This is a genomic window from Paenibacillus sp. MSJ-34 (assembly GCF_018918005.1).
Taxonomy (GTDB): domain Bacteria; phylum Bacillota; class Bacilli; order Paenibacillales; family Paenibacillaceae; genus MSJ-34.
This window is the reverse complement of sequence record NZ_JAHLPR010000112.1, coordinates 1-1874: the sequence shown is the minus strand read 5'-3', so window position 1 is coordinate 1874 and position 1874 is coordinate 1. Positions and strand designations below refer to the sequence as shown.

The following is a 1874-nucleotide window of genomic DNA, read 5'->3' as shown; positions in this document are numbered from 1 at the left end:
GAACAGGCTCACGCTATATGGAGGCATCCTTTTCCTTTTCTGTGATACGGACATTATATTCGTCAATCCCTGGACAGGCAATACCGTCAGCTTTCGGGCATTATGCTTCAGCGTAAACAACCAAGTTAATCAAGCAATCGAAGAAGCTAAACAAAAGTGGAGAGATGAAGTCCTCTCCCCTATTGTTGCCGAGCGTGACGAATTGCTTCAATTTAAACCGCAGGAGTTAACCGAGGAGCAAAAACAAATTAAGCAACTTAAAGCGGATTTACTCCAGCAAAAAGTTGTATCTGCTCTAAAAGATGCAGAGCTTGATGATTTCATTGATTTCCTTAATGTGGAAAATAAGGAAGAGTTGCACGCCAAAGTTGATAAGCTATCTACAGTGCTGGATGGACGTAAACTTAATAATAGCTTTATACCGCAAGATCATAAACAAACAGATGCCTATTCTCAAGCCGAAAAAACTGGAAATGTCCAAGGTATGATTAGCGCCAAGCTATCAAAATTGTTTCAATAATTAAAATTTAAAGGAGACGATAATTAATGTTTAAATCTACAAACCTTACGAATGCTGAATCCATTAGCCTATACAAAGAAATTACAAAAGTAGGTGAGATTAACGACACTCCCTTACTTTCATTATTGCTTAGTAAAGGGTTGACTGGTGGGGCGAATGGCAAGGTTCAAACTTGGAGGGAGTCCAGTTATAACACAGATGACATTGGAACTGGAGTCGTTGAAGGTAACGAAGAGCCAAAATTTTATGAGTCTGAAAGAGCCGAACTATCAAACGTACTGCAAATCTTTCAACGCGGTGCAAGTGTTAGCGGTACAGCACAAGCTATTAATGTAACAGGTCAAGGAGACATTTTTTCTTCCGAAATTGCTGATCGTTTGGTTGAGTTAAAGGCTGGACTCGAAAAAGCCATTACATCAGGTGAGCTTAAAGATGGTTCTGCTACCCCATTTATCCGCGAAATGAAAGGATTGGAAAATTGGGTTATTCCCGAAAATATTATAGAGAGTGCAACCCCAAATGAGCAGAACATTAAAGACACTGTTCGTAAATTGTGGGACAAAGGAATTAGCGGCACATTTTTTGGACTGGTCAACGCTGACTTAAAAGAGCAAATTGACGCAATCTTTAAAGATAAATACAGTTACATTGCCGATCATTCTATTTTTGGCTTGACTGTATCTGGAATTAAAACCAATTACGGCACTGTATATTTCCTTTTGTCCAGAAATGCATCTCCAGACAAATTAACTGTATTTGATGTCAATAAGTTAAGCATTGACTTCCTTCGTAAACCGCAATTTGAACCACTCGCCAAAATCGGCGACAGTGTACGGGGTCAAGTTGTCGCAGAAGCTACTTTAAGAGTCAAGACTCCTAAAGCAATTGCACAGTTCCAGCTTACATAACCAACATGCAGGGGTAACCAATCCCCTGCTTATTTTTTTATCGTATATATTCAATTAATTTCCATTAAAAGAAAGGATGATTAAAATGACAATCAAACAATGGCGCATAAAGCGGATTGCTAGCAACATCAAATTAAAGGATGTAGCTAAAGCCATTGGTATTAGTGATTCTTATCTTTGCAAGTACGAAAAAGAGCAAGTCAAATTAGACCATCGTCTAATTGATAAATATAAACGGTACATAGAGGAGCATTCAGCAACATGAAACTTGACAAACAAATTAAGCAGACAATTGGCAAAAATTGCGCCAATTACATAAATGGTAAACCTAAATTTCGAAAGCCCGTAATATCAAACACTGAATATAGTGGATCTGCCTCGCGGACTGTAAAAAAGTGGAGGTTTCCCAGTTCGTTCGGTTCAAGTCAACATTATGTGGATACACT

4 protein-coding genes are annotated in these 1874 nt (G+C 38.5%); all 4 read left to right on the top strand.

The annotated features are described in order from the left end of the window. On the top strand, positions 1-520 hold a 520-nt coding region (locus KQI79_RS27205; RefSeq protein WP_216541456.1), incomplete at its 5' end, for a hypothetical protein. Positions 521-546: 26 nt separating this feature from the next. Further along, entirely contained in the window at positions 547-1428 is an 882-nt protein-coding gene (locus tag KQI79_RS27200; RefSeq protein WP_216541455.1) for an SU10 major capsid protein, read from the top strand. 85 nt (positions 1429-1513) lie between these two features. Then, positions 1514-1693: a helix-turn-helix domain-containing protein gene (locus KQI79_RS27195; protein ID WP_216541454.1), complete on the top strand. Its 180-nt coding sequence runs from the start codon at positions 1514-1516 to the stop codon at positions 1691-1693. Further along, positions 1690-1874, top strand: a 185-nt coding sequence (locus tag KQI79_RS27190; protein WP_216541453.1) for a hypothetical protein, incomplete at its 3' end; no start/stop codon positions are given. The genes KQI79_RS27195 and KQI79_RS27190, both read left to right, overlap by 4 nt.

Excerpts from the sequence above, each read along its gene's own strand:
- KQI79_RS27200 (WP_216541455.1), top strand. The coding sequence starts at position 547 with ATGTTTAAATCTACAAACCTTACGAATGCTGAATCCATTAGCCTATAC.
- KQI79_RS27195 (WP_216541454.1), top strand. The coding sequence starts at position 1,514 with ATGACAATCAAACAATGGCGCATAAAGCGGATTGCTAGCAACATCAAA.